Below are 24,518 nucleotides of genomic sequence, written 5' to 3' on the forward strand. Positions count from 1 at the left end.
TTCAACACCCGCCCGCATGGTTCGCCCAGCGGGCTTTTTGTTTTGTGCGAGGACACATGACCACTTACCACACAGGCAACCCTTTGGGAAGCGAGGATCCGCGCGATCTGTTTGATAACGCCCAGAACTTGGATCGTGCTGCAAACTCTCAGTCGGATGAGGTTTGGGTTGACCGAAAAGGAGCTGTGCGCAAAACGTGGCACGGCATTGAGCAGCAGGCGCAGTTAGACATCGGCCAAGCCGTAGCGCAAGCAACAGAAGAGGCCGGCAGTTATCGGGATCAGGCCCAGGAAGCGCGCGATGGTGCAGTTGCTGCGGCCAGCGCTGTGGGTCCTGTCAAAGCCTTCGAAACCTATGCTCAAGCTGAGCAGGGTCTAACAGAGCTCAACGAAGGCGACATTGTTGAAGTGTTGCGCGACGAGATGCGCCATAGCTCTCGTACACGCTATCGCGTTGATCAAGGTGCGCTTACTTTCTTGATTGCGCTTGAGCAGTTTCAGCCAGGCTTTCCAGGGGCGGTTTCCCGTCCAGTTCAAAGCAAGCTGGAGGAGGTGGCAATAAGTGCTGCGGATATCGGCACCACAGGCGATGGCACCACCGACGATACGGCACGTTTTACAGTACTGGAAGGTCATGTGACTGGTCGCCCGGTTGACCTGCTTGGGCGTACATATTCGGTGACTGCGCTGCCTAACGGAAACGACTATTTCAACGGGGCGTTTCTCGTTGGCGGTCGCTACATACCCCAACACAACTTACCGCAAGCTCATCCTTGGGCAAACCCTGCGCCACATTTCAAGGCAATTAGTGCTGGGTATGACGCCGTTCGTGGCCTGAATGCCGCGTTCTTGCCATTGCCCTCAACGGTGCCCGTTGCGTATCGATCGCAGGGGCTTTTGATTTGGCGTGAAGGGCGCTATCACACGTTCGAGACAACTTCCTCTATCAAGATGGCTCGGACATTTGATGCCGGTTCCACCCTTTTTGATGAGAAGGTGATTTTCAAAGATCCGGCGGGCTTGGATGCGCGCAACATGAACTTTGCGTTTATGGGCGGAACGCGAATTGGAGTATTTGCCGGTCGATACAGCGCCAGTGCTCCGTCTGCCCAATACGCCCCAGTGTTTCTATACTCAGACGATTGGGGCACGACCTGGAGCTCAGCAATCCTGACTCTTCCCGAGGGCGCATTGGGCGGATCGCCGTGCTCTCCATCAGCAGACGGCGGTGTCATACATCACTACCCTGCTTCCGTTGGAGGGCACGATACTGACGGCTGGATTACCTATGTTTATGGTCAGACGGGAAGTAACACCGCGACTGGCTATTTCGTCACGCTGGACAACGGGCTGAGTTGGACCTACGGATCGATCTTCAGTCACGCTGGGCCTGAGCGCTTGACCGAAACTTCCGTGTGTCGAGTGGGTAGCGAGGACAAGTGGTTGATGGTGATGCGGGACAACCGAGTCGCCACCGCACCTGCCTACCTGGTAAGCACCTCGACCAACATGGTCGACTGGGCCCCCTGGGCTGCGAGTGCCAGTGCAGCTGGACGCAATCCCCCCGCCCTGATCTACGATCGTGGATCGTTCTATCTTTTCGCGCCATCTCGCCAGGCGCGCGAGATCCTGATGGATCGTGGAAGCCAACTGCTCTACATGAAAGTTAATGCACGAGCAGCATTTGAAGATCCGATTGGAGTCTGGAACACCCCTTGGCGAGATCTAGGAACCATGACGTACTGGCCCACGGGGCCGCTTTACATGCACTGCGACGAGCGGGGCCGCTGGTGGGGTCTATTTCAGACGGGGGAAACTGGGCAGGCGGGTGCGGACCAGGACAGCCTGCAGATGGTCCTGATATCGAACAGCCCGACAGTAGCGGCCGATGTGAAAGAAGTGGTTCGACTCATACCGAAGCGGAACATCTTCGTGAACGGAGATTTCCAGATCTGGAACGAAGGCACGACTCGAAACTCTGCAGCAGGCAGGGTCTTCGGGCCAGAGCGTTGGAGCCTTGGGCGCACGAGTTCGCCGTCGACAGGCGTGACTGTCTCTCAGGTGGCCGGCGTAAAGCGTCGGTTTGCCACCAGAATCCAGCGCGCCGCAGGAGATACCAATGCAGCTGGCGCGATTAACTTCGGCTATACGTTTGAGCAGGACGAGACGGTGGAGTATGCGGGCAAGGCGATCACTATCGGGTTTGATATTCGTCGCGGAGCCGGTATGGATTCGGGCATTTTCGTGCGGTTCGGATATTCCACAAGTGCCAGCGAACAGGCCGTGACGGCGTTGAATGGTGCATTCACGACTTCAAACGTAACGGTTTCGGATCTGGCCGTGCCTGTTGATTCTTACTCGCGCCACGCTCTTCTTCGATACGACATTCCACCGGACGCGAAGCAGATGAGGTTCTCCGTCCTTATGACAGGGGGAGCTTCGGTTGCAGGAGCGGAGCACTGGATCGACATTGAAGGGTTCTACGGAGTCCTTGGGCAAGTGGATAGCCAGCCGCTGCCGCGTTCAGTGGCTGAGGATTCGATTCTGTGCGCCAGACACTGCAATAAGACCTATGGCGCTCCTGATGCCCCAGGGGCTGTCTCGGATGCAGGAGCGTTGCAGGAACGGTCTCGCGGTACAGAGGCGTCGGCTGCAGTGAATATGGCTTGGAGGTTCCCTGTGTCCATGCGTGCCAAGCCAACAGTGACAGTTTTTTCTACCACCGGCACCAGCGGGAATCTACGCAATGTGACTTCAGGTGCGGATGTGGCAGCTATCGCAGACGCGATCGGCCAAAGCGGGGTAATCATCATCAACAATGCTGCTGTGACAAGCGGCGCTATCTGCCGGGTACATGCTCTGGCAACTGCGAGGCTCTGATATGTACATTGTTTTATCTACAGGTTCGGTGTGCCGGACTACCGACAATGCGGTCATCCCAGAGGACGCCTCTAACGGTGACTACGCTGAGTACCTTGCATGGTTGGCACAGGGGAATAGCCCTGCTCCAGTGGCAGGGGAAGGAAAAACAGACCGCTTAGCTGCCATTAACGAACGATTGGCTGAAATCGACCTTTCAAGCCTTCGACTGTTGAGATCCATCGTCGCGGGCACTGCCCAACAAGAAGATCGCCACCTTCTTGCTGGGCTGGATTCAGAGGCTACAGACCTTCGATCGGAACTGGAGGGGGTTATGCCGGCAGCTTCTGAACGATATTGATAACGGCACCGCTGAGGTTGGACGGCAGCTTTGACGCAACAGCAGCCTGGAACCACGACATGAACTTGCGCACCTCAGGATGGTCTGTGTGTGCGGCAAGTTCACTGTCATAAGTGGCGATGTCTGAGGCATGTGCCGCAAACAATGGATTGCGGTGAAAAAATGCGGACGCATGGCGTGCAACAAGCGAAAGATTGTTGTCCGAGCAGAATTTTTCAAGTTCTGAATCGGAGAAGTTCGCTAAGGTGCCGAATACTTTGCTTGAGATTTCGTCAGCAGGTTTATCAAGAAGCGTAGAGGCATTCTCGATGGCTTCGCTGGCGAAGGTGTCAAAGATCATGTAACCGCCTGGGCGAACGTACTCGGATATTTTTCCTAGCAGTAAGCCGAAGTCTTGGTAGTGCGAAAAAACATAGCGGCAGGTAATTGCATCGAATTTCTGCTCGGGTGCCTTCATTTCAAAGATATCGCCAATGATGAGGGGGATATCGCGATGACCTGAATTCTCCTTGAACACCTCAAGCATGCCTTTTGAGATGTCGAGACCCGTCACCTCATAGCCTGCGTCATGAATGGCGACCGTGACATCTCCGGTGCCGCAGCCGACATCCAGAACTCGCCCTTTCTCCAGCACTGAGGACAGCGCCGAAACCATGACGTTCCGTGCATGTGCATCGGTGGGGTGGGTCTTGTAGAAACCATCGATACGCCGAGCCTTTGTCGTCGGATATGTGCTCCAGTGTCCAGTCCGTGTCTTCCGTGCGGCTTCTGTGTCTTGCTGCGTCATGTCGGTTTTGCTTATGTTGAGTAATGCTCAATTCTAGATACCTCTGAGTAGAGATCTTCCGCCGCCTTCGGGCGGTTGCTTGTTGCCACCTGCGGGTGGCTTTTTTTATGCCCGAGGGAGGGCGACAGATGGCAGAACCTTCATCGACCGCGACGGCAGTGACCATCGTCGGCGCAGCCGTCTCCACGCAAGCGCTCACGGCATTTGGGGTGCCGCTGGGGCTACGTGCTGACGTGCTGCTCGCCGGCTTTTTGGGCAGCCTGATCGCAATCATTTTGCTGAACACCGTGCCGGGCAGCAACGACACATTGCGGGACATGGTGCGCTTGGCTTTTCGCCGCATGGCCGTGGCCGGAGCCAGCTCTCTCACGGCGGGCTATCTCACGCCTCTGGTGCTGCTTGTGGCCAACGTGCCTGAGTCCGTCCTGCTGTCGATGGCTTGCATTGTCGGGGCTGGCGCGCAGAGCTTTCTGCGGTCGTTCATTGGCAAGTACCTGCCGAAGCAGGGCCAAGCGGAAGGGGGCTGACCATGTTCTATCCCGTGATTACTTTGCTCAGCGTGCTGCACTGGCTCTGCGGCCTGGTCGTTGTGGCCGAGGCGCTCAACAAGCTGGAGCGCACCGCGCCCTGCATGCCAGGGCTCGCTCCACGCACTCGCCTGGTGGCCTGGCTCAAAGCCATCGCCTGGGCGCTGCTCGCTCTCGGTGGTGCCGGCGCCCTGGTGGCGCCATGGCTGCGGCCGACACCCCCAACCCTTGCCGATGTCTGCGTCATCGCAGGCTTCACTTTTCTCATCATTCGCACCCGTTTTAAGGAGGGTTGAAGTATGAAGTTGACAGAACATTTCACCTTGGCCGAGCTGGTGGCCAGCAGCTCGGCGCGCAAGCTCGGGGTGGACAACACCCCAACCGCGGATGCACTGCAGCAGCTGCATCGCACCGCCCAGATGCTGGAGCGCGTGCGCAGCTTTCTCGGTGGCAAGGCGGTCATCGTCACCAGTGGCTATCGCAATCGCCAAGTGAATGCCGCTGTGGGCGGTGTGACATCGAGCGACCACGCGCAGGGCATGGCGGCGGATGTGAAGGTTCCCACATACGGAACGCCCTATGAGGTGGCCAAGGCTCTGGCGCCGCAGATCTCTGCGCTGGGCATCGGCCAGATCATCTATGAAAGCGTGGGCGGCGCTCAGTGGGTGCATCTCTCTACGCGCATTCCGCTGCAGGCGGTCAATCGCGTGATAACGGTCCACGGCAAAGCCACTTTGGTGGGGATTCAGTCGGTATGACGGCCGCAGCAAAGATTGCTGCAGCGCTTGCCCTGGCGCTGCTGCTGAGCTTGGCGGGCAATGTGGGCCTTGTCTTGATGTACGTGGGGCAGCGTGACGCTGCAACCCTGGCCAGATCCGATGCCAATCATGCGGCCGACAAGGAGTCTTTGGCGCGCGCGGGTGCAGACGTGTGCACAAAGGCGGTCGATGCATTGCTTCTGGCCGGTGAAGGTCTCAAGCAGGAGCGCGACCAGGCCCGCGCACAGGCTGCTGCGATTGCTGCTGGCCACAAGGCCCGCGCAGACAAGATCCTGAGCACGCCGGCCGCTGTGCCAGGCGATGCATGCGCGAGCGCACAGGCCCGAGTGGCTGAGCTGCTGGCGTCCCGGAAGACTGGAGGAGGTCAGTAATGCGCCGTCTACCCCTACTCTCGGCTGCGCTGGCGGCCGCTGTCCTCCTGGCTGGTTGCGGTGCTGCGCCGCCGGCGAAGGTCGAGATTCAGCAGGTAAAGGTCGCTGTGCCGGTGCCCTGCGATGAATCTGAGCCTGAGCGTCCCAATATGCCGACCGAGCATCTGCCGGCCGGTGCTGACGTGGACATGTACGTCCAAGCTTCCGGCGCCGAGCTTGAGCGCCGCGAGGGCTATGAGATCCAACTGCGGACGGCCCTGGCCAACTGCAAGCGGCCGCTGCGAGCGGTAGAAAAATGAAAGCCTCCCCTGGTGCTTCGGCACTGGGGGAGGCTTTTTTTGCTTACCGCGTATTTTGGGTAATTTTTACTCGTCTTGAAAACTAGCGCGGAAAGCTAGGCTTCAAGGTACTGAAATTATCAGTAATCCATTTTTTCACGTTATCCCGTCCTTGGATGTTCGAGGGTAAATGTTCGTGAATCATCCATTCGATGATTTGACGTCCTCTTTTGATTCCAGCTTCTGTGGTGCCCTTTGTGAAACTTATGGAGTTAATAAGTGTCACAACCTCATAAGACTCATGACGGCTGACGCGTGTGCGGTCTTCTTTAGTTTTCTTGGGATCATCTCCAGGCACTGCACTGTCGGAGTAGTCGGTATAAAACAAATCGGATTTTGTGAAATCAGTCACTATGGAAGCCTTTTTGTGGAAGGATTCCCATCCTAGCTCACGAATTGATTTGTTACAAATATAAGGAGTCCCAAACCGATGACTTGTAGATGTTAGGAACTAATGCACCGTTAGTGCAGCCGGTGGCTTGGATGCTTTGCCTCAAGGTGCTTTCTGTGGTGCTGAGCGGTTTGAACCTAAGTCTTTGATTCTTAATCTGCTTCATGGATTGCAAATCCGGTTAGACCAGTTCGACTCTGGTTCGCGCCTCCAAACTTGTGGCACAAGCCCTGCAGATAACAGTCTGCAGGGCTTTTTGCTTTATGTGCCTGCTTTCGTGTGGTTGAAGAGCTGCATATGGCTGCACATGGGGCAGCGGGCGGCCGCGTTCTTGCCACCGGGCGCTCATGCGGCCGCTGCAGGCTGTCTGCCGCTCGCCATGAAAAAGCCCAGGCAATGCCTGGGCCGAACGCCAAAGGCCGCAGGGCCTCGGTTCAGACGGTTTCGGTCAGCGCGACACCTTGGCGCAAGGTCTTGGCGGCGTCTACCATATGCTGCAGAGCGGGAATCACTTCGGCCCATTGGCGTGTCTTGAGGCCGCAGTCGGGATTGACCCAGAGGCGTTCGGCGGGAATGCGCTCTGCGGCCTTCTGCATGAGCTGCAGAATGTCTGCCTTGGTGGGAATATTGGGCGAGTGGATGTCGTAGACCCCCGGGCCGATCTCATTGGGGTAGTCGAAGTGCTCGAAAGCCTTCAGCAACTCCATGTCCGAGCGCGAAGTCTCTATGGTGATCACGTCGGCATCCATGGCCGCAATCGACGCCATGATGTCGTTGAACTCCGAATAGCACATATGGGTGTGAATCTGGGTTGCATCGGCAACGCCATTGGCGCTGATGCGGAATGACTCCACGGCCCAGTGCAGGTATTCCTGCCATTGTGATTTGCGCAATGGCAAGCCCTCGCGCAATGCGGCCTCGTCGATCTGGATCACGCGCACGCCGGCTCTTTCCAGATCCAGCACTTCTGCGCGAATCGCCAGAGCCAGCTGATAGCAGGATGTGGCGCGCGGCTGGTCGTCGCGCACGAATGACCAGTTCAGAATGGTGACCGGGCCTGTCAGCATGCCTTTCATGGGTTTGCGGGTCAAGGACTGGGCGTACTGGATCCATTCCGTCGTCATCGCCTTGGGGCGGCTGATGTCGCCGAACAGAATGGGCGGCTTGACGCAGCGTGAGCCATAGGACTGGACCCAGCCGAACTGGCTGAAGGCATAACCGTCGAGCTGTTCGCCGAAATATTCGACCATGTCGTTGCGCTCGGCCTCGCCATGCACGAGCACGTCCAGCCCCAGGGCCTCCTGCTCTTGCACGCAGCGTTCGATCTCGGCGCGCATGGCGCCTTGGTAGCGGGCGAAATCCAGGCGACCGGCCTTGAATTCGCTGCGTGCCTGGCGGATCTCTGCCGTCTGTGGGAAAGAGCCGATGGTGGTGGTCGGGAAGGCTGGCAGCTTGAGCAGGCGGGCTTGCTTGGGGGCGCGTGCTTCGTAGCTGCTCTGGCGCTGGCCCTGCTCGGGGCTGATCTGCCTGATTGCCGCTTGCACCGCAGGGCTGTGGACGCGGGGAGAGCTGCGGCGGGCGGCCAGAGCGGCAGCGTTATCGGCCAGTTCGGGCTTGACGCAATCTCGGCCATGGCGCAAAGCATTGCCCAGCACGCGCAGCTCATCGAGCTTTTGCAGCGCATAGGCCAGCCAGGACTTGATGTCGGGATCCAGCCTTTGCTCGCTGTTCAGATCCACGGGTACATGCAGCAAGGAGCACGATGGCGCAATCCAGAGACGCTCGCCTAGGCGCTCGGCCAGCGGCTCCACCCAGTCGAGCACGGCATTCAGATCGGTTTTCCAGATATTGCGGCCGTTGATCACCCCCAGGGACAACACCTTGTGTGCAGGAAGCAGACCCAGCAGTTGCCGCACATCGTCCTGACCATTGACGGCATCGATGTGCAGGCCGGCCACGGGCAGGTTTGCTGCCAGATACTTGTTCTCGGCCAACTGGCCGAAATAGGTCGCCAGCAGCAGCTTGACCCTGCAGCTCTTGAGGTGGTGGTAGGCAGTGTTGAACGCATGTTGCCAGTCGCCATCGAGCTCGGTGACCAGAATGGGCTCGTCCATCTGCACCCATTCCACGCCCTGGGTCGCCAGCACATCCAGCAGCTGGGCATAGACTGGCAGCAGGCGTTGCAGCAGCTCCAGCTTGCCGGCGCCGTCCTTGGCCTTGCCCAGCGCCAGATAGGTGACGGGGCCGATGAGAACCGGTTTGGCCTGTATGCCTTGTGCCCTGGCTTCGGCCAGTTGTTCCAGCAGGCGCGATGCATCGAGCTTGAATTCGGTGGTCGAGCTGAACTCGGGCACGATGTAGTGGTAGTTGGTGTCAAACCACTTGGTCATCTCGCCAGCGGCGACGCCAGCGCAGCAGTGGGTGTGGCCGGTACTGCGGAATTCGGCCGTGATGGCCGAACGGCCGCGGGCCACGCGAAAGTAGTTGTCCAGCGCATCGCCTTCGAAGCCTTGCACCCGTTCGGGCAGATTGCCCAGCGTAAAGCTCATGTCCAGTACCTGGTCGTAGAAAGCGAAGTCGCCCACGGGCACCCAGTCCAGCTCTTGCTGGGCACCCCAGTGGCGTTGGCGCAGCTCGGCGCCCAGCGCCTTGAGCGCATCGCGCGAGGTCTCGCCTCTCCAGTAGGACTCCAGCGCGAACTTCAATTCGCGCTTTGCGCCGATGCGAGGAAAGCCCAGGTTGTGAATAGTCGTCATGCAGAAATCCAGTCTTTTGATCTTTGGCCCATGGCCAGAGTGGCTCGGGTCAGCGGGCTGGATGTTCTTTGAATCGATGCATGAAGTAAAATGGTTTTTTCTCATGTATCCATGAATTGTGTTCACAGATGATTGAGCGTATCCATCTCGCCATCGTGCAACAGGTTGAAAAACAAGGCTCTTTGACTGCGGCAGCCGATGTGTTGTGCGTCACACAGTCCGCCCTGAGCCACAGCATGAGAAAGCTGGAAGCCCAGCTCGGCACCGATGTCTGGCTGCGTGAAGGGCGCAGCCTGCGCTTGACGCAGGCGGGTCAATACCTGCTGGCGGTGGCCAATCGCGTGCTGCCTCAGCTGGATCTGGCCGAGTCACGTTTGCAGCAATTTGCCCAGGGAGAGCGTGGCAGCTTGCGCATCGGCATGGAATGCCATCCTTGCTACCAGTGGCTGCTGAAAATCGTCTCACCCTATCTGGCCGCCTGGCCCGATGTGGACGTGGACGTGAAGCAGAAGTTTCAGTTTGGCGGCATCGGTGCGCTGTTCGGCTATGAGATCGACATGCTGGTCACCCCCGATCCGCTGTTCAAGCCGGGTCTGCACTTTGAGCCCGTCTTTGACTATGAGCAGGTGCTGGTGGTGGCTGCGGATCACGCCCTGGCCCAGGCCGGCCATGTCAAGCCAGGTGATCTGTCTCGCGAGGTGCTGATTACCTATCCCGTGGCCGTAGACCGGCTCGATATCTATACCCAGTTTTTGCTGCCCAAAGGCATTGCCCCCAGGCGCCATAAAACCATAGAGACCACCGACATCATGATGCAGATGGTCGCCAGCGGCCGGGGTGTCGCGGCCCTGCCGCGCTGGCTGGCTCTGGAATATGCCGAAAAGATGGCCGTCGTACCCGTGAAGCTGGGCAGCAAGGGGATAGCCAAGCAGATCTACCTCGGCGCGCGCGAGGCAGAGTTGCATACCGACTATCTACAGGCCTTTATTGCGCTGGCACGAGCACCTGGCCTGGCTCTGCCTGCTGCGGCACCTCCTCAGAAAGACTCCTGAAAAGATAGCTTAAATCTATTGCTGGATAATCGATGACGGCTGATTCACATGTTGATGGCCGTCATGCCCGGTGCCGACGCCCGGTCGGCTTGCCGTCCGGCTTGCACGCCCCACAGCCACATGGCGCCGCCCGCCAGCAGTGTCAGCACAAACGATTGCTGTGCGCCCCAGTGGTCGATCAGCCAGCCGGCAGCGGCTGCACCCAGGGCCACGCCGCTGGCGAGGCCGGTCAGCAGCCAGGTCATGCCCTCGGTCAGGCGGTTGGTGTGTACCTGCTGCTCCACCAGGCTCATGGCCACGGTAATCGTCGGGCCAAAGGTAATGCCTGCCAGCAGTACGGCCAGCGTGAGTGCGGTCAGATTGCTGGCCAGCAGCAGGGGCAGGGCGGAGATGGCGACCGATGCCCCGACCCAGACGATCTGGCGGCTGAGCGGCATCTGCAGGCGTAGCGTGCCAAACAGCAAGCCCATGGCGCAGGAGCCCAGTGCATAGAAGGACAGCACCACACTGGCCATGCCAGGCTGGCCCTGTGCCGTGGCAAAGGCCACGCTGGCCACATCGATCACGCCCACGATGACGCCTTGCGCCAGCATGAACAGCGCCAGCGTGCGCACCACAGGCTGGCGCAGCATCGACGAAGTCCTGCCTTTTTCCGAGTCGGTATGCGGGCTGACAGGTGGTTCGGTGCGGCGTTGCACCACAAACAGGCCCACGCCGATGATGAGGAACAGCGCCGCAGCCAGCGGGCCGGCCTCAGGGAACAGCAGCATGCTGAGGCCCACCGACAGTGGCGGGCCGACGATAAAGGCCAGATCATCGAGCACGCCCTCCAGGGCAAACGCTGTCTGCAACTGAGGCGTACCGCTGTAGATTGCCGTCCAGCGGGCGCGAACCATCGCTGGCATGCTGGGCAGGCTGCCGACGGCAGCGGCCAGTACCAGCAGCAGCCAGTCCGGTCCCTGCCAGTGGGCACAGGCAAGCAGCGCCAGCATGGACAGCGCACTGCTGGCGGCCGCAAACGGCAGCACCCTGAACTGGCCGTAACGGTCAACCAACGCCGAGATGCGCGGTGCCAGAACGGCAATCGAGAGCGCGAAACAGGCCGACACCATGCCTGCCAGCGTATAGGCGCCGCGCTGCTGCGACAGCATGGTGATCAAGCCGATCCCCGTCATGGACAGCGGAAGTCGCGCCAACAGCCCGGCCAGCACAAAACCCGTGCTGCCCGGCGCCGTAAACAGCTTGCGGTAAGCATTCAACATGGAAACCCTTGCATAGATTCATTTGCATACATTGTGTATGCGAGTGACATTCTAGGAGCTTGGGAGGTAGCGCGTATGATTGGCATACGCTTTGTATGTGAATATTGCCGGGAGTTCGCAGTGACCCAAGTTCGCCAGAGTCGTGCCAGCATGATCGAAGCCACCAGAGCCAAGCTGATCAGCGCGGCGCGCAGCGCTTTCGCCGAGCATGGCTATGCCCAGGCAGCGATGGACGAGTTGACCGCGCAGGCCGGTTTGACGCGCGGCGCGCTCTATCACCACTTTGGTGGCAAGCCTGGTCTGCTGGCTGCCGTGGTGGCGCAGATGGATGAAGAAATGGACCAGCGGCTGGAGCTCGTGCTGCGAGGCCATGCCGATCCATGGGAAGGCTTTCTGGCCTATTGCCGGGCCTATCTGGCCATGGCGCAGGAGGCTGAGATTCGTCGCATCGTGCTGCAGGATGCGCGCTCTGTGCTCACCGGTACCGATCAGGGGCAGCAGCATCAGCAATGCATTGCTTTTATCGCGGGCTTTTTGCAGCAGCTCATCGACGAGGGCATCATCGTGAATGCCAGTGCAGCGGCGCTGGCAAGGTTGCTCAACGGCTGCCTGATCGAAGCGGCTTTCTGGATTGCCGAGGAGGGTGCCCCGCCCGAGCGCCTGAGCGAGGCCCTGCAGGCGCTGGAGCTGATGCTGCAGGGCTGGAAGGCGGCCTGAGCTGGTGCCCAAGCGGGTATCTTCGATGTCTGCAGGCTGACCACCGAAGACGGGTTCAGGAAGACACAGTGGCGGCGCTGCTGTATCTGTTGCATGCGGCGCAATCCTGATGGAAAAGTGGCCGGGCTTCGGTGATGCTTTGCGCATGACTCTTCACCCAAACCTTGGAGCTGCACATGACAACTGAACCGAAGATCAAAGGCCCGGCCTCCTACTTTCCCTCCATCGAGAAAACCTACGGCCAGCCGGTCACGCACTGGATCAAGATTCTCGAAGGCCTGCACGACAAGAAACATATGGAGCAGGTCACGTATCTCAAGGTCGAGCATGGCATCGGCCATGGACATGCGAACGCGCTGGTCGCATACCATCGGGCGCAATCCGGGGCCCAGTGAGAGTGCATCGTGCCGAGTCGCGGGCGTCAGAAGTGACGTGCGACCTGGCACTGTCTATCCGTCGCGAGCCCTGCACCTCCAGCGATCCCCATGAAATTCAAGAAAGTGCTCCGTGAAGCGTTGCGGCTCTGGCCATCGCAAATATGGATTTCTGACGGACGCCGCATGGCCGGCGACGGGGCGGATGTTTCCCCAACTGTCCGAACACTGGGAGATGGCGCAAGCCCATGCCAAAGCGTGGAGTGAGGCGCGTCAGCTGATGGTCTGGGCGATCTTCTGCGCATGGCACAAAGCTGCGGTTGCAGACTTCAAGGCGGGTCGGGGCCGGATTGCCACATCGGACCTGGATATGCGGCATCTCCGCCAGAAGTACGAAGAAAGCCTGTTCGCGGATGGCAGCCGCTACCCACGCCAGATGCTGCGCGCCTGTCGCCGTGAGCTGAAGGTCAGGCCAGGACCTGCTCCATAGGCTCTGCCTCCAGGCGGGATGATCAAAAAAACAGCGTGCAACGCTTGATGTCCAGGCGTTGCACGCTGCCTGCTCCTCGGGACATGCCCTGGGGTTACTGGTACTTCTGCTCCAGCCCATCCCAGAAGTCCTTGCTCACCAGGCGCTGGCGCTCAAGAAACGGAGCAACGATGGCAGGGTCCTCATCAACCTTGTGATCGTCACGCAGCAGCGTCAGGCACTTTTGCATGCCGGCCACGGCGCCTTGCAGTGCGGCGTTGGCGTAGAGCACAAAGCCATAGCCCAGCTCGCCCAGTTCGTCGGCGTTGAAGATGGGGGTCTTGCCGCCGATGACCATATTCATGAGCTGCGGGGCTTGCAGACGCAGCGGCAGGGCGCGCACTTCTTCGGCCTGGGTGACCGCCTCGACAAACAGGATGTCGGCGCCGGCTTCCTGGAACTGCTGGGCGCGTTCGATGGCGGCCTCAAAACCATGGACGGCTGCAGCGTCGGTACGGGCCATGATGAGGGTGCCGCTATCGCGGCGCGCATCGACGGCGGCGCGGATCTTGCCCAGCATTTCGCTGGTTTCGATCACGGCCTTGCCATTGAAGTGGCCGCAGCGCTTGGGGCTGACCTGGTCTTCGAGCTGAATGCAGTCGGCACCGGCACGCTCCAGCGTGCGCACGGTATGGTAGGTATTGACGGCGTTGCCAAAGCCGGTGTCGGCATCGACCAGCAGCGGCACCTCCACGGCGTCGCGGATGCGGGCCGTATGGTCGGCGATATCGCTGAGACCCATAAAACCCTGGTCGGGCATGCCGAACCACATATTGGTCACGCCGGCACCGGTCACATAGATGGCTTCAAAGCCCAGGTCGGCGATCAGCCGCGCCGACATGGCGTTGAAGGCTCCGGGCACGATGACGCCGCGGCGGGCATCGGCCAGGGCCTTGAGTTGTTGTTTCGGGTTCATGAGATTTCTTGTTGAAAAGGACTTTGACGCTTATCTGATGGCTGTATCCAGCTATCAGGTTTGATAGCAGCATGCACTTCTGGCGGGTGCAGTCAGGCAGAGCTGCCTCGCAGCTCCGCTGAGGATTAGTCCAGCGAAATATTCGCGTTCTTGATCACCGGTCCCCACTTGGCGCGCTCGGCCTCCAGGTATTTGCCATAGGCCTGAGGCGTGCCGCCCATGATCTGGCCGCCGCTGCTTTCGATCATCTGGCGCAGCGACTTGTCGTTCTTGAGCGCTTCGTTGACGGCCTGGTTGAGCTTGGCCACCACGGAGTCGGGCGTACCGGCCGGCGCAATCATGCCCAGCCAGTTGTACGACTCAAAGCCCTTGACCCCGGCTTCGTCCAGAGTAGGCACGTCGGGCAGCACGGCCAGGCGGGTCTTGCTGGAGACGGCCAGGGCATTGATTTTTTTGGCCTTGATCGAAGGCAGGGCCGAGTAGCCCATCTCGAACATCATGGCCAGATGGCCGCCCATGAGGTCGGAGGCCGCCAGCGAGCCGCCCTTGTAGGGCACATGGGTCAGCTGGGTCTGGGTCTGGTAGGCCAGCAGCTCGCCCGACAGATGGTGGGCCCCGCCCACGCCCGAGGAGCCATAGGTCAGATCGCCGGGCTTGGCCTTGGCATGGGCCAGCAGTTGCTGGACGCTCTTGAAGGGCTGGTTGGGAGCCGTGGTCAGAAACAGGGGGGCCTGCTCGATGAGGATGATGGGCTTGAACGCCGTCCTGGCGTCATAGGGCATCTTCTTCATCAGCATGGGGTTGGTGACCAGGGGGCCGGGAGAGCCGAAGCCGAAGGTGTGGCCGTCGTTGGCCTTGGCGATGGCATCCGTGCCCGTCACGCCACCGGCACCGCCACGGTTGTCGATGATCACGGGCTGGCCCAGCACCTTGCCCAGCGAGTCGGCAATCAGGCGTGCGCGGGTGTCGGCATAGCCGCCTGCTGCATAGGGGACGATGAGCTTGACGGTGCGGGTGGGCCAAGCTTCAGAGCCCTGGGCCAGAGCGGCAGGGGCAGCGCCCAGCAAGGCGGTGGTGGCAGCGGCGCAGGCAGTGGCGCCGAGCAAGGCGTTTCTACGGGAAATCATGAATCAGGTCTCGGTATTGTTATAAGGATCCAGCGTATATGAGGCATGCGCTGGCTGCTATGTTTTTTGCGCAGCTCACTTTTCCTGCATATGAGCTGCCTTGACGATCTCGCCCAGGCGCTTGCGCTCGGCATCGGCAAACTTCACGAACTCCGCACGTGTGCCGCCGACCGGCTCGATGCCCAGGCCCTTGAGCTTTTCCACGGTGGCGGGCTCCTTCATGGCCTTGTCCACGGCAGCAGCCAGCTTGTCCAGAATGGCGGGTGGTGTGCCCTTGGGGGCGTGAATGCCGGCCCAATGCGCGATCTGCAGGTCGGCAAAGCCTTGCTCCACGGCGGTGGAGAGCTGGGGGTAGGCGGAGATGCGCTGGGTCCAGGTCGTGGCCAGAGGCTTGAACTTGCCCTCATGAATGATGTGCGGCAGTGCGATGATGCTGGCTTCGGACGTGCCTTCAACCTGGCCGCCCAGCACGGCCGTGGTGCTCTCCGAACCGCTCTTGTAGGGCACGGGCTGCAGCTTGGCACCGTATTTCACATTCAGCATCTCGGCCACGAAGTGCGGCGTGCTGCCCGTGCCGGCGGTGGCAAAGTTGAAGCCTGCGCCCTTCTTCGAGGCTTCGACGAAGTCGCGCAGATTGTTGTAGGGCGCGTTCTTGGGCACCACGATCACCGAAGGTGCCAGGCCAATCATCACCACGGGCTGCAGAGCATCATCCTTGAAAGGCATGGTCTTCTTGATCATGCTGTTGGAGATGACGCCTGCCGCACTGACCAGCAGCGTGTAGCCATCGGGCTGGGCCTTGGCCACGATATCGGCACCCACGGTGCCACCTGCGCCGGGGCGGTTGTCGATCACCACGGGTTGGCCGAGGATCTTGGAGGCGCCTTCGGCCGCCGATCTGGCCATCAAGTCATTGGCGCCGCCTGCGGAAAACGGCACCACGAGGCGAATCGGGCGCGTGGGCCAGTCGGCGGCATGGGCCAGGCCAGTTGCGCCCAGCACGGAAAGAGTCAAGGCCTGGACAAGCAGATTGCGACGGTTCAAAAACATGGATATCTCCTGGATCCAAATCCCTATTGGTATGGGCTGTTACCGCAAGCACTGTGCCAGACGGATCTAGGGAAAACCCTTTGCATCTCAAGTGATTGAAATCATTGGAGTTTCTGTGGTTTTGTGGAATGCCTGCCTGCGGTGGTGTGTGGCTTCTGTTTTGAGAATGAAATAATCGTTTTCATGAATGAAACAAATGCGATATCGAACGATGGCGTCAAACGTATGCCGACAGCTGGCCAGCCGCATTTGCCTCACATCGTCACCGTAGGCCGTTACCGTGTGGGGCGGGTGCTGGAGCGGCTGGCACAGCTCTGGTCGGGTGAGGCCAGGTTCTCGCATATCTCGGCTTCTTTCGACGATGCGGTGGCCCAGGTGTAGGCGCTCAATCTGCGCCAGCCCATCGATGCCCTGGTGGGGGCGGGAGCCAGTGGTGCCTGGATTCGAGAACGCGTGGACATTCCAATGGCCATGGTCGAAGTGCGTGGCCTGGATTTGCTGCAGGCGCTGCGCCAGGCCAAGTTGCAGGCCACCGAAGAAGCTCCGCGCGTGGGTCTGGTCAACTTCGAGGTGCCGTCGCCGGTGGTGGCGCAGTTCGACAGCCTGTTCGGCCTGGGTCTGGTCCAGATCGCCTATCAAGGTCCGCATGACGCGCAGGCCTGCGTGCAGAAACTCAGGGAGTCGGGCGTTGGCGCCGTGGTGGCGCCGGGCCTGGTGGCCGATCTGGCAGAGCAGGCGGGCATGGCCAGCGTGTTGCTGTATTCCGACATTTCGGTGCGCCAGGCGCTCAGCGACGCCATGCTGCTGGCCCGGCATCGCCGCGCCGAGCGTGACCGGCATCAACGGCTGGAAACCGTGTTGCATCAGTTGCAGGACGGTGTGGCGGCCGTGGACGAGCGTGGCCGCATTTGCGCGCTGAACCCACGCATGGCCGCCTTGCTCGGGGGCCCGGTCGAGGCCTTGCACGGCCGCATGCTGGACGAGGTGGCTCCGACCCTGGGCACGGCCCGGGCACTGGCGGGTGAGGAGGGGGGGGGAAGAGGTGGTGCAACTGGCCCTGCGTACCCTGGTGGTGCGACGTGCGCCCATTGTGGAGAACGGGCTGGTGAGCGGTGCTTTGCTGGTCTGCCGCGATCCCGCCGTGATCCAGCGGGCCGATCGCAGCCTGCGCGCCAGTCAGCGGCAAAGAGCTGCCGGTGTGCGCTGGCGCATTGAGGACTATCTGGGCAGCAGCCCCGCTGCCCAGCGCGTGCGACTGCTGGCCAGGCAGTATGCGAACAGCGATGCGACGGTGCTCGTTCTGGGCGAAAGCGGGACCGGCAAGGAGCTGGTGGCGCAAGGCATTCACAGCGCGGGACGGCGTGCAGAGCAGCCATTTCTGGCGGTCAACTGCGCAGCGCTCAGCGAAAGCTTGCTGGAGAGCGAGCTTTTCGGTTACGAGGAAGGCGCTTTTACCGGAGCCAGGCGCGGCGGCAAGATCGGCTTGATAGAGGCTGCGCATACCGGGACCCTGTTTCTCGATGAAATTGGCGACATGCCGCTGGCGCTGCAATCACGCTTGTTGCGCGTGCTGCAGGAGCGCGAGGTATTGCGCGTGGGTTCCACCACGCCGATTCCCGTGGATGTGCGCGTGATTGCCGCCACCCATGCGGATCTGGCCGGTCAGGTCGGGCGTGGCCAGTTCCGCCGCGACCTCTATTACCGGCTGGCGGTGCTGCGGCTGAGCACGCCTTCGCTGCAAATGCGTGGCACTGCCGATATTGCGCAACTGGGCCGCGCCATGCTGGCTCAGCGCCTGAGCGCTGCAAGCGGGTTGCCCCGCGCACTGCATGACAGGGTGGAGCAGCAGCTCGATGCACTGCTGGCCAGGGCCGCGGCGCATGACTGGCCCGGCAACGTCCGTGAACTCGACAACTGGGTGGAGCGTCTGCTGGCCTGCAGCGACTATCTGGGCTCAGGCCGGGGCGGCTTTCTGGATAAGGCGCGCTTGCTTGAGGTCTTCCCGGAGTGTGCCGATGGCCTGGCTCTGGCCGAGCCTGCCGCACCCCGGCAGGCACAGCTCAGAGACGCGGGTCGCCTTGCCGAACAGAAGCGATTGCGCGAGGTGCTGGAGTCGGTCGGGGGCGATCAGCGCCGGGCCTGTGAAATTCTCGGCATCAGCCGGGCCACTCTGTGGCGGCGCATGAAGGCTTAGCCGGGGTCCCGCGCTGTCGTACGTATTATTTTCGCCAATGGCTGGGATGCACGGCCTGAAATCCGGCGTCTGGCGCAACAATCTCCTGCCAGCCTCGGGCTTTCGAGGTCTCGAAGACTGCAGGCGCGGCAAGGCCGGGACGGACCACAAGGCAGGCTGGAGTTTTATCGATTGGGATCGGGAGAGACGGGTTATGTCCGACGTGAGCGAGCTTGAGAACGAGAGTGCGGTCTATAGAACCTTGCTGGAGTCCACCAAGGCCATTCCCTGGAAGATCGACTGGGCGACCATGAAGTTCGCCTATATCGGCCCTCAGATCGAGAGCCTGCTTGGCTGGAGCCGTGAGAGCTGGGTCAGCGTCGAGGACTGGGCCATGCGCATGCACCCCGATGACCGCGAATATGTGGTGAATTTCTGCGTGAGCCAGTCCCAGGCTGGCGTGGACCATGAGGCTGACTATCGCGCTCTGACCAAGGACAACGGCTATGTCTGGATTCGCGATGTGGTCCATGTGGTGCGCAATGCGCAAGGCGAGGCCCAGGCGCTGATCGGCTTCATGTTCGACATCAGCGAACGCAAGAAGACCGAGGAAAGGCTGCTCAGTCTGCAGAAGGAGCTGGAGGTGCTCTCCTTCAAGGATGGTCTGACCAGCATTGCCAACCGGCGCTGCTTCGATACCAGCTTCGAGCGGGAATGGGAGCGCACGCGCAGCGATGGCAAGCCCCTGTCCATGCTGCTGTTCGATGTTGATTTCTTCAAGCAATACAACGATTTGTACGGCCATATCCAGGGCGACAAATGTCTGGTGGATATTGCGCAGACCCTGCGTCTGGCGCTGGACGGTCAGCGTGACCTGGTGGCGCGTTACGGTGGCGAGGAGTTTGTGGTGCTGCTGCCCGAAGCCGATGCAGAAACCGCGCAAAAAGTGGCCGAGCGCTGCCAGCGCCTGATCCAGAAACAGTCCATCGTGCATGCGCTGTCGCCCCATGGCCGGCGGGTCACCATGAGCATTGGTGCGGGCACGGTGCTGCCGGCAGAGCATGATCGACCTGCCGGCTTTATAGAGGCCGTGGACCGGCAGCTCTATGCGGCCAAGAACAAGGGCCGCCACCGGATTGAAAGCGTCATCTTGGGCGCTTGAACCCTGCCCAGGCCTGCGTGCGGCAGGCGCCCGGCAGGGCATACCCGGTGTCAGGCCTGCAGCACCTCGCCCGGCACCCGTACCCAGCCTTCCATCAGAATGCGGGCGCTGCGGCTCATCAAGGCCTTGGTGACCAGCCATTGACCATGCTCGCTCCTGGCTTCGGCCCCCACACGCAGGGTGCCGCTGGGATGGCCAAAGCGCACGGACTGGCGCTCGCCGCCGCCCGCCGCCAGATTGACCAGCGTGCCGGGAATGGCGGCAGCCGTGCCGATGGCGACGGCGGCCGTGCCCATCATGGCGTGATGCAGCTTGCCCATGGAAAGCGCCCGCACCACGAGATCGATGTCCCGGGCGGCAATGGTTTTGCCGCTTGAGGCGATATAGCTTTGCGCAGGGGCCACAAAGCCTATCTTGGGCGTGTGCTGGCGCGTGGCGGCTTCGTCCAGATGCTTGATCAGACCCATCCTGAGTGCGCCATGGGCGCGGATGGCTTCGAACCTGGCCAGGGCGGGGCCATCGCCGTTGATGGCATCCTGCAGTTCGCAGCCGGTATAGCCCAGCTCTCTGGCATCGAGAAAGATGGTCGGAATGCCGGCATTGATGAGGGTTGCGCAAAAGCGGCCGACACCGGGCACGTCCAGCTCGTCGCAGACATTGCCGGTGGGAAACATGGCCGCTCCGCCCTCACCTTCATCGGCGGGATCCAGGAACTCCAGGGCCACTTCGGCAGCGGCAAAGGTCACGCCGTCCAATTCGAAGTCCCCGGTCTCCTGCACCTGGCCATCGCGGATCTGCACATGGTTGACGATGGTCTTGCCGATATTGGCTTGCCAGATGCGAATGGTGGCCACGCCGTTGAGCGGAATGCGCTCGGCCGGAATCAGGCCCATGTGAATGGCGCAGGGGCCGACGGCAGCGCTCAGGTTGCCGCAGTTGCCGCTCCAGTCCACAAAAGGCTGATCGATGGAAACCTGGCCAAACAGATAGTCCACATCGTGATCGGCGCTTGCGCTCTGGCTGAGGATCACGCCCTTGCTGGTGGAGGATGAGGCATTGCCCATGCCGTCAATCTGTTTGCCATAGGGGTCGGGGCTGCCCAGGGTGCGCAGAAAGATGGCGTCGCGAACAGGGCCGGGCTGTCGGGCCGCTTCGGGTAGATCCTGAAGCTTGAAGAACACACCTTTGCTGGTGCCTCCGCGCATATAGGTGGCGGGAATGCGGATTTGCGAAGTGAGGGACATGGAATGGCAAACAAACAAGGTATTCAAGGCTCAAGCCAGGGCTTGAGCCTTGAATCAGTGAAACAGGCGTAGCTGTTGAGGACGAGGCGGAGAGCCGGAAGCCAATGGCCAGCGATGCAGTACCTGGTAGCGTAACTGCTTGCCTGTGTCGGTTCGCTCGACCAGCTGGATCTCATCGATCAGCCAGTCGACGGGGTCGATACGCCTAGTGGGCAGGGCATGCAGAGCTCTGTAGCTGATGGTGATATGCGGTCCATGGCCGCCATCCTTGAAGCCGTGGGATTCCAACGCTGTCTGTAGCGTTGTCAGCAGTCGGTTGAAAGGCTCTGGACGTCCGCGGGTGCGCAAAGACCAGTGAATGCGCTCGCCCACCTCACCGCGAACGCGGTTGAAGCTGAGCTCGAAGGCCTTCAGCTGCGCCTCTTGCACGGCATTGCCTGCGGCCAACAAGGCGAGCATTGCCTCTTGCCCCGAGTCAAACGGGCCACACCAGGTCTGGTGCCAGTTGTCTGGAGAGAACAGCCGCTCGCCCAGCTCCTCATCCAGGCCCAAAGCGCTGATCCGGGCACGCAGGCGATCACGTACCGGGCTTTTGGGCTGGGTGACAATCAGTATGCGTGCCTGGCTCATCGCTGCTCCTTAGTTCACAAGTTCAGCCGTCGATGCGGAATCGGCCGCTGCGCTGTCCGCCAGGAAGTCCTGGGCAAAGCGCTGCAGCACGCCACCGGCCTCGTAAATCGAGACTTCCTCAGCGGTATCTAGGCGACACAGCACCGGCACTTCGGTGCGGGCACCAGTTGTTCGGTGGATATGAAGTGTAAGCGTGGCCTGGGGGCTACGCTGGCCGATGACATCAAAGATCTCGGTGCCATTCAACCCCAGTGTGTGGCGGCTTGTGCCGGGCAGGAACTCCAGCGGCAACACCCCCATACCGATCAGATTGGTGCGGTGAATGCGCTCGAAGCCCTCGGCCACGATGGCCTCCACACCGGCCAGGCGCACGCCCTTGGCGGCCCAGTCGCGGCTTGATCCCTGGCCATAGTCGGCTCCGGCGATGATGACCAGCGGCTGCTTGCGCTCCATATAGGTCTCTATGGCTTCCCACATGCGCAGCGTCCGGCCTTCGGGTTCGACGCGGGCGAGAGAGCCCTGGCGCACCTTGCCCTGGTCGTCCACCACCATTTCGTTGAAGAGCTTGGGGTTGGCAAAGGTAGCGCGCTGTGCGGTCAGGTGGTCGCCGCGATGCGTGGCATAGGAGTTGAAGTCCTCCTCGGGCAGACCCATTTTGTGCAGATACTCTCCTGCGGCCGAGTCCATCAGAATGGCGTTGGACGGCGAGAGATGATCGGTGGTGATGTTGTCGGGCAGTATGGCCAGTGGGCGCATGCCGCGCAGCGTGCGCTTAGCGGCCAGCGCACCCTCCCAGTAGGGCGGGCGGCGGATATAGGTGCTCTGCGGGCGCCAGTCATACAGTGCCCCGACCTTTTCGCCCTGGTCTGCGCGGATGGCAAACATGGGCTCATAGACCGCGCGGAACTGCTCGGGGTGGACGGCGGCCTTGGCCACGGCATCGATTTCCTCGTCGCTGGGCCAGATGTCCTTCAAGCGGATCTCGCGGCCCTGGAAGAGGCCCAGCACATCGTTCTCGATATCGAAGCGGATGGTGCCCGCAATCGCATAGGCCACGACCAGCGGCGGCGAAGCCAGGAAGGCCTGCCTGGCTTGGGGGTGGATGCGGCCATCGAAGTTGCGATTGCCGGAGAGCACGGCGGTGGTGTGGAGGTCGCGATCCACGATTTCCTGCTGAATGGCGGGATCGAGTGCGCCGCTCATGCCGTTGCAGGTGGTGCAGGCAAAGGCCACCACGCCAAAGCCCAGCGCCTCCAGGTCATGCAGCAGACCGGCGTGTTCCAGATACAGCGGCACGGTCCTGGAGCCGGGAGCCAGAGAGGTCTTGACCCAGGGCTTGCGCGTCAGACCCAGATTGCGCGCATTGCGCGCCAGCAGGCCGGCCGCGATCACATTGCGTGGATTGCTGGTATTGGTGCAGCTGGTAATGGCTGCAATGATGACCGCTCCATCGGGCATCCTGCCATCGGTTTGCGTCCATTCACCGGCAATGCCTCTTGCCGCAAGCTCGCTGGTTGCCAGGCGGGCGTGTGGATTGGAAGGGCCGGCCATATTGCGCACCACGCCGGACAGGTCAAAGCTCAGCGTACGTTCGTACTCGGCATTCTCCAGACTGTCTGCCCACAGACCTGCCTGTTTGGCGTAGCGCTCTACCAGTTGCACCTGCTCGGGCTCGCGCCCCGTCAGGCGCAGATAGTCGATCGTCTGTTCGTCGATCGCAAACATGGCCGCCGTGGCGCCGTATTCGGGCGCCATGTTCGAGATGGTGGCGCGGTCGCCGATGGAGAGGCTGCGTGCGCCTTCGCCATGGAACTCCAGATAGCTGCCCACCACTTTTTGCTGACGCAGGAATTGGGTCAGGGCCAGCACGATATCGGTGGCGGTAATGCCTTTCTGACGCTTGCCGCTCAGCTGCACGCCAACGATTTCGGGCAGGCGCATCCACGATGCGCGACCCAGCATCACGCTCTCGGCCTCCAGCCCGCCCACGCCCACGGCGATCACGCCCAGGGCATCGACATGCGGCGTGTGACTGTCCGTGCCCACCAGAGTATCGGGATATGCTTCACCATCGATAGCATGGATCACAGGGCTCATGCGCTCCAGATTGATCTGGTGCATGATCCCGTTGCCCGGCGGAATCACCTCCACATTCTTGAAGGCCTGTTTGCACCACTCGATGAAATGAAAGCGGTCTTCATTGCGCCGGTCTTCGATGGCGCGGTTTTTCTCAAAGGCTTGAGGATCGTCGCCACCGCACTCCACGGCCAGCGAGTGGTCCACGATCAGCTGCACGGGCACCACGGGATTGACGGCGGCAGGATCGCCACCTTGCCCGGCAATCGCATCACGCAGGCCGGCCAGATCCACGAGAGCCGTCTGGCCCAGGATGTCATGACAGACCACGCGGGCCGGAAACCAGGGAAAGTCGCGCTCGCGCTTGCGGTCAATGATTTGCGTGAGGCATTCGTCCAGAATGGCCGGGCTGCAACGGCGCACCAGGTTTTCGGCATGGACGCGGCTGGTATAGGGTAAGGTGGCCCAAGCGCCGGGAGAGATCTCTTCCACAGCAGCCTGCGCATCGAAGTAGTGAAGCTGACTGCCTGGCAGGGGCTTGCGGTAAGGCTGGAATTGGGGCGTGTTCATTGTCTTGTCTGTTCGCGGTTCTCAGAGCGCCGGAGCTGTGCGCTGGTGCTCGATCAGTGGGGCGGAAAACGTCAGGGGAGTGCGCGGTGCGGGACCCAAGGCCAGTTGCAGCCTTGCTTGTGCGATGGCATACAGGCGCTCGGTCAGCTCTGTGCCGCCCCGGGGCTGCTGGCATTGCAACTGCGCAAGGTGGTGTGCAAGCAAGGAGCACAGCTGCTGGGCCTCGGCCACCTGAGCCGTCGTGAGCCGAGTGACCGTCATGCCCCGCCTTGGCTGGGCCGTCAGCAGGCCTTCGTGGCATAGCAGCTTCATGGCTTCGCGCACGGGGGTGCGGCTCACGCCAAACTCCCGCGCCAGCGCACCATCGTTGGTGTCCGAGCCGGGCGGCAAGCGGTGGCTCAGAATGCGTTCACGCAGTTTGTCGGCGATGGCAATGCACAGTGAATGGGATTGCATGGGCTTGGCGGT

22 protein-coding genes and 1 pseudogene are annotated in these 24,518 nt (G+C 61.1%); 12 read left to right on the plus strand and 11 right to left on the minus strand.

The genetic code is table 11. The features are described from left to right. Window positions 1-56 precede the first annotated feature (56 nt). Window positions 57-2,879: a sialidase family protein gene (locus tag O987_RS07030; protein WP_144244901.1), complete on the plus strand. Its 2,823-nt coding sequence runs from the start codon at window positions 57-59 to the stop codon at window positions 2,877-2,879. A 311-nt stretch (window positions 2,880-3,190) separates the two neighbouring features. Here the strand turns inward: O987_RS07030 and O987_RS07040 are convergent, their stop codons facing one another. Next, window positions 3,191-4,006 (minus strand): class I SAM-dependent methyltransferase, encoded by an 816-nt coding sequence (locus O987_RS07040; protein WP_043371276.1) that lies wholly within the window; start codon window positions 4,004-4,006, stop codon window positions 3,191-3,193. Between the two features lie 128 nt (window positions 4,007-4,134). On the opposite strand from O987_RS07040, the gene O987_RS07045 reads away from it, so the two are divergent. The 5 genes from O987_RS07045 to O987_RS07065 are packed head-to-tail and all read left to right on the plus strand — an operon-like array spanning window position 4,135 to window position 5,982. Then, window positions 4,135-4,533, plus strand: a complete 399-nt coding sequence (locus O987_RS07045) for a hypothetical protein (RefSeq protein ID WP_043371277.1) — start codon at window positions 4,135-4,137, stop codon at window positions 4,531-4,533. Window positions 4,534-4,535: 2 nt separating this feature from the next. Further along, window positions 4,536-4,829, plus strand: a complete 294-nt coding sequence (locus tag O987_RS07050) for a hypothetical protein (protein WP_045839860.1) — start codon at window positions 4,536-4,538, stop codon at window positions 4,827-4,829. 3 nt (window positions 4,830-4,832) lie between these two features. After that, window positions 4,833-5,291, plus strand: a complete 459-nt coding sequence (locus O987_RS07055) for a D-Ala-D-Ala carboxypeptidase family metallohydrolase (protein WP_043371279.1) — start codon at window positions 4,833-4,835, stop codon at window positions 5,289-5,291. After that, a complete protein-coding gene (locus O987_RS07060) occupies window positions 5,288-5,683 on the plus strand; it encodes a hypothetical protein (RefSeq protein WP_051962133.1) in 396 nt (131 codons plus the stop codon). The genes O987_RS07055 and O987_RS07060 overlap by 4 nt, the downstream gene beginning before the upstream one ends. After that, the gene (locus tag O987_RS07065) at window positions 5,683-5,982 is read left to right on the plus strand and encodes a hypothetical protein (protein WP_043371280.1); all 300 of its coding nucleotides are present in this window, start codon (window positions 5,683-5,685) and stop codon (window positions 5,980-5,982) included. Before O987_RS07060 ends, O987_RS07065 begins: the two co-directional genes overlap by 1 nt. An 82-nt stretch (window positions 5,983-6,064) precedes the next feature. On the opposite strand, the gene O987_RS27775 is transcribed toward O987_RS07065, so the two are convergent. Both O987_RS27775 and metE read right to left on the minus strand, forming a co-directional pair. Next, window positions 6,065-6,373 carry a hypothetical protein gene (locus tag O987_RS27775; RefSeq protein ID WP_080731459.1) on the minus strand — a complete coding sequence of 103 codons (309 nt, stop codon included), beginning with the start codon at window positions 6,371-6,373 and terminating at the stop codon, window positions 6,065-6,067. A 473-nt stretch (window positions 6,374-6,846) separates the two neighbouring features. Continuing rightward, on the minus strand, window positions 6,847-9,168 hold the full coding sequence (gene metE / locus O987_RS07070; protein WP_043371281.1) for a 5-methyltetrahydropteroyltriglutamate--homocysteine S-methyltransferase: 2,322 nt from the start codon (window positions 9,166-9,168) through the stop codon (window positions 6,847-6,849). Window positions 9,169-9,296: 128 nt separating this feature from the next. Here metE and O987_RS07075 point away from each other — a divergent pair, with 128 nt between their 5' ends. Beyond that, window positions 9,297-10,220, plus strand: a complete 924-nt coding sequence (locus O987_RS07075; RefSeq protein WP_043371283.1) for a LysR family transcriptional regulator — start codon at window positions 9,297-9,299, stop codon at window positions 10,218-10,220. Window positions 10,221-10,264: 44 nt separating this feature from the next. Here the strand turns inward: O987_RS07075 and O987_RS07080 are convergent, their stop codons facing one another. After that, window positions 10,265-11,482, minus strand: a complete 1,218-nt coding sequence (locus tag O987_RS07080; protein ID WP_003057499.1) for an MFS transporter — start codon at window positions 11,480-11,482, stop codon at window positions 10,265-10,267. Window positions 11,483-11,632: 150 nt separating this feature from the next. Between O987_RS07080 and O987_RS07085 the strand changes: the two genes are divergently transcribed. The 3 genes from O987_RS07085 to O987_RS07095 all read left to right on the plus strand — a co-directional run bounded on the left by O987_RS07085 (window position 11,633) and on the right by O987_RS07095 (window position 13,063). Further along, window positions 11,633-12,199 (plus strand): TetR/AcrR family transcriptional regulator, encoded by a 567-nt coding sequence (locus tag O987_RS07085; protein ID WP_019043269.1) that lies wholly within the window; start codon window positions 11,633-11,635, stop codon window positions 12,197-12,199. Window positions 12,200-12,375: 176 nt separating this feature from the next. Further along, on the plus strand, window positions 12,376-12,594 hold the full coding sequence (locus O987_RS07090) for a DUF4287 domain-containing protein (RefSeq protein ID WP_003057496.1): 219 nt from the start codon (window positions 12,376-12,378) through the stop codon (window positions 12,592-12,594). 184 nt (window positions 12,595-12,778) lie between these two features. Beyond that, window positions 12,779-13,063, plus strand: coding sequence for a hypothetical protein (locus O987_RS07095; RefSeq protein ID WP_043371285.1), 285 nt, complete (start codon window positions 12,779-12,781; stop codon window positions 13,061-13,063). A gap of 94 nt (window positions 13,064-13,157) precedes the next feature. Here O987_RS07095 and O987_RS07100 read toward each other — a convergent pair whose 3' ends face one another. The 3 genes from O987_RS07100 to O987_RS07110 form a co-directional block, all read right to left on the minus strand. Next, window positions 13,158-14,018: an isocitrate lyase/PEP mutase family protein gene (locus tag O987_RS07100; protein WP_043371287.1), complete on the minus strand. Its 861-nt coding sequence runs from the start codon at window positions 14,016-14,018 to the stop codon at window positions 13,158-13,160. A gap of 125 nt (window positions 14,019-14,143) precedes the next feature. After that, entirely contained in the window at window positions 14,144-15,145 is a 1,002-nt protein-coding gene (locus O987_RS07105) for a Bug family tripartite tricarboxylate transporter substrate binding protein (protein ID WP_043371289.1), read from the minus strand. 75 nt (window positions 15,146-15,220) lie between these two features. Further along, the gene (locus tag O987_RS07110; protein WP_043371290.1) at window positions 15,221-16,195 is read right to left on the minus strand and encodes a Bug family tripartite tricarboxylate transporter substrate binding protein; all 975 of its coding nucleotides are present in this window, start codon (window positions 16,193-16,195) and stop codon (window positions 15,221-15,223) included. A gap of 183 nt (window positions 16,196-16,378) precedes the next feature. Between O987_RS07110 and prpR the strand changes: the two are divergent. Together prpR and O987_RS07120 are read left to right on the plus strand one after the other, a co-directional pair. Further along, window positions 16,379-18,389: pseudogene (gene prpR, locus O987_RS29750) on the plus strand (propionate catabolism operon regulatory protein PrpR). A 193-nt stretch (window positions 18,390-18,582) separates the two neighbouring features. Continuing rightward, window positions 18,583-19,530 (plus strand): sensor domain-containing diguanylate cyclase, encoded by a 948-nt coding sequence (locus O987_RS07120; protein WP_003057483.1) that lies wholly within the window; start codon window positions 18,583-18,585, stop codon window positions 19,528-19,530. A gap of 50 nt (window positions 19,531-19,580) precedes the next feature. Here O987_RS07120 and prpF read toward each other — a convergent pair whose 3' ends face one another. From prpF to O987_RS07140, 4 genes are read right to left on the minus strand one after another with little or no spacing between them, the layout of a single operon-like run. Beyond that, window positions 19,581-20,774: a 2-methylaconitate cis-trans isomerase PrpF gene (gene prpF, locus O987_RS07125; protein WP_003057481.1), complete on the minus strand. Its 1,194-nt coding sequence runs from the start codon at window positions 20,772-20,774 to the stop codon at window positions 19,581-19,583. Window positions 20,775-20,828: 54 nt separating this feature from the next. Beyond that, window positions 20,829-21,404 carry a 2'-5' RNA ligase family protein gene (locus tag O987_RS07130; protein ID WP_043371292.1) on the minus strand — a complete coding sequence of 192 codons (576 nt, stop codon included), beginning with the start codon at window positions 21,402-21,404 and terminating at the stop codon, window positions 20,829-20,831. 9 nt (window positions 21,405-21,413) lie between these two features. Further along, window positions 21,414-24,050, minus strand: coding sequence for a Fe/S-dependent 2-methylisocitrate dehydratase AcnD (gene acnD, locus O987_RS07135; protein ID WP_043371293.1), 2,637 nt, complete (start codon window positions 24,048-24,050; stop codon window positions 21,414-21,416). Window positions 24,051-24,071: 21 nt separating this feature from the next. Then, window positions 24,072-24,506 carry a GntR family transcriptional regulator gene (locus O987_RS07140; protein ID WP_232536090.1) on the minus strand — a complete coding sequence of 145 codons (435 nt, stop codon included), beginning with the start codon at window positions 24,504-24,506 and terminating at the stop codon, window positions 24,072-24,074. Window positions 24,507-24,518: the final 12 nt, after the last annotated feature.

It is taken from the genome of Comamonas testosteroni TK102 (assembly GCF_000739375.1).
GTDB classification, from domain to species: Bacteria; Pseudomonadota; Gammaproteobacteria; order Burkholderiales; family Burkholderiaceae_C; genus Comamonas; species Comamonas brasiliensis.